The organism is Pseudomonas sp. 18173, from assembly GCF_050432945.1.
In the GTDB taxonomy this organism is placed as follows: domain Bacteria; phylum Pseudomonadota; class Gammaproteobacteria; order Pseudomonadales; family Pseudomonadaceae; genus Aquipseudomonas.
In genome coordinates, this window is the sequence record NZ_JBKFTN010000059.1 from 1 (window position 1) to 2,912 (window position 2,912).

The window sequence follows — 2,912 nt, forward strand, 5'->3', positions numbered from 1 at the left end:
CCGTAAGGGCGAAACCCTAAGTCGCCGTTACCCAAGAAACGGATATGTCCCCAGTCAGGCCGCCCCCGCGAACAGGCTAGCAATGCAGTTCAGGCAGACACCACTTCAACCACCGGCATTTGCCAACGTTGATCAACCACCCGCTGCCCGGGTCCATACAGGCGCAGGACCAGGGTGAACGCCCCGCTTGCCGGTGTCGGCAACCAGTTGCTCTGCACAGGCGGAGCGGCGTTCTGCAGGATCAACGTCAACCCGCCATCGGCATCCGCTTGCAAATGATCCCGGCTGCCCAGGCAGTAGCGATTGATCGGGTTGGCCACCAACTGCCGGTCCGGCAAGTCATACAACGTCAGCGACCAGAACTCGCTGGCCGGCGGCAACTGACCCGGTGCGAAACGCAGGCGATAGCTTCGCCCGCCCTGCAAGGGTTGCCCCTGATTATCCAGGCGAGTGCCGGTGTAGAAGGCCTCTTCGACACTGTTGCCGTAGATGCCGACATTCGCCGCAACAGCACGGTTGAGGTAATTGCCGTTCAGCGCCTGGCGAGTGCCGAACAGGCCGAGGGTGGTGCGCACCTGGCTCACCGCGGTTTGCAGTTGTGCCTGGGCGTCTTGAATCCCGGCGAGCAGTGCCTCGCGCGTTGCTTGCGGCAATGCCGCCGGGTCGAATTCCTGACCAGGCACGATGCCGATCCGCGCAAAGCGTGCGCGCAAGGCTTGCTCGGACGGTTGCGTCGGACACAGGCTGAGGATCTGGTTCAGCGCCGCGATAAACTCCAGCCCCAATCCGGTCTTGCTGTCCCAGGGTCGCCAGTCAATATTCGGCGCCGCCACAGGTGGCGCACTGCCGATGTATTGATGCAGCGAACGCAAACCGTATTGCTGCTGCAAGGCACGCACCGCCGGCAGGTCCCCGGCGTTTTTCAGGCCCGTCCTGCCAAGCACCATGACGATTTCGGTTTCACTGCGCAGTATGGCCTTGACGCCGTCCGGTGCCGGGCCTTCCCAGCCGGGTCCGGCGATCAGGTAACTCCCCGCATCGCGACCGGTGCTGAGCACGCCGACATAGGCAAAGTTGTGGGTGTACTGGTCGACCAGTTGAAGCACGTAGTAGCGGTCGTCAGGCACGGCCGGCACACTCAGCACTTGCGGCTCGCTGCGCAGGTCAAGCCACGCCCAGGAGTACGGCGTGTCATTGTTCGGCGTAACGATGTCGCGATTGCTCGGGGTGAACAACTCGCTGTAGTGGCGAAAGCGGTTGAAACCGCCGATGTACTCCGGCGCAGACGGGTTGAGCGCCTGCTTTTCCATGGTCTGGTAATGCATGAGCATCGGATAGGCGTAGATCCACGCCTCCCGGGCAATGGCCCGAAGCTCAGCGGCAGCGGTAGCGGCGGCATCTGCATCAGCGGCCAGCAACCCGCGTGGAAACATCAGGCTTGCTCCCAATACCCCCATGCTGCCCAGCACCCGGCGGCGACTGAAAATCAGGTTCATAATTCGATCCTCGCAATCGTCGGCAACTGATAACTCCCGTCCAATGCCCCGCCCTTGGGCAGGTACAGGCGCAACAGCAGGTTGAACGGACCCTGCGGCGTCGGCAGCCAGTTGCCCTGCGGCGCAGCCTTGGGCGCATCGGCTTGCAGGATCAGGGTCAAGCCGCCGTCGGCATCGTATTGTAGACCAGGGCTGCGATCGCCCAACGCGTAACGCTGGATCGGATTGGCCACCAGCAACTGGGTTTTGCCGTCATACAAGGTCAGCGACCAGAACGCATTCACCGGCGGCAATTGCCCGGCCGGGAAATGCAGGCGATAGGCGTGCTGGCCGTTGAGCACCTGCCCCTCGGCATCGTGCAGCGCCATCGGGTACAACGCTTCCACCGCGTCGTTGGCGTAGATGTAGCGCCAGGCGACCGCCGCACGGGTCAGGTCATCGTCACCAAACTTGCCGACGCTGGAGGGCGACGGGAACCAGCCTTGTTGCTCCACCGACAGCTGGCTGGAGGCTGCGCGCACCTGCTCGCGACCGGCTTCGGCGCCTTGGGCGACAGCTTCGCCCAAGTCCGCCGGAGCCTGGAATGCGATGCCGGGTTTCACGCCGATGGCGGCGAAACGGGCGAGTTTTTTCTGCTCGCTGGCGGTCCATTGGTGCAGCGGCGCCAACGCGTTGAAGGTGCTGAACAGTGCCTGCGCCGGCCCATGTTTTGTGTCCGTATACGCTGGCAGTCGCAGCGGTGCCAACGGTTCAGGCGTCGCGCCGCCGCTCACTGCGGACAGCGGTTGCAAGGCGTAGCCCATCAGCACTTGCGCTGCGTCTTTGCGGTCCGCTTCGCCTTTGACCTCGGTGCGCCCCAACAGGAATACCAGCTGGCTCGGCGAGCGAACCACACCGCTGTAACCCGATGGCACTTGCCCCTTCCAGTCCGGTCCGACAATCAGGTAGCGCCCCGCCTGATCACCGGTGGCGCGGGTGCCGATGTAGTCGAGGTTGTCGGTGCGCATGTCGACCAGCTGAAAGCTGTAGTAGCGCCCTTGCACGGCGGGCACGTCCAGCACCATCGGTTCACTGCGCAAATCAAGCAAGGCGCGCGAATAGAAGGTGTCGTTGTTCGGCGACACCACTTTGTCGTCTTGCGGGCCGAGCAGGCGCGGTTCGCTGTAGAGGCGGTTGAACGGCAGCTTGGCGGCGATGGCGCTGAGCACTTTGTCGTGTTCGGCGGTGGCATAGGCGAACACGTAGGCCTCTTGCGCCAGGGCTTTCGCTTGCTGCTGATCGAGGGTTGCGGCGTGAACAGTGCCCAGGCTCGCACCCAGGGCCAGAGCGGATATCCAGTAGCGCACAGTAGATCTCCTGATAAATAAACATCAGCACACCGGCCCACTGTGGGAGCGGGCTTGCCCGCGAAGAGGC

At 63.4% G+C, this 2,912-nt stretch carries 2 protein-coding genes; both read right to left on the reverse strand.

The genetic code is table 11. From position 1 onward, the window contains the following. Positions 1–89: 89 nt before the first annotated feature. Entirely contained in the window at positions 90–1,496 is a 1,407-nt protein-coding gene (locus tag ACLD1X_RS28975) for a DUF1254 domain-containing protein (protein WP_429373701.1), read from the reverse strand. Beyond that, positions 1,493–2,842 carry a DUF1254 domain-containing protein gene (locus tag ACLD1X_RS28980; protein WP_429373703.1) on the reverse strand — a complete coding sequence of 450 codons (1,350 nt, stop codon included), beginning with the start codon at positions 2,840–2,842 and terminating at the stop codon, positions 1,493–1,495. Before ACLD1X_RS28980 ends, ACLD1X_RS28975 begins: the two co-directional genes overlap by 4 nt. Positions 2,843–2,912: the final 70 nt, after the last annotated feature.

Coding starts and splice junctions, on each gene's coding strand:
- ACLD1X_RS28975 (WP_429373701.1), bottom strand. CDS start 1,496: ATGAACCTGATTTTCAGTCGCCGCCGGGTGCTGGGCAGCATGGGGGTA.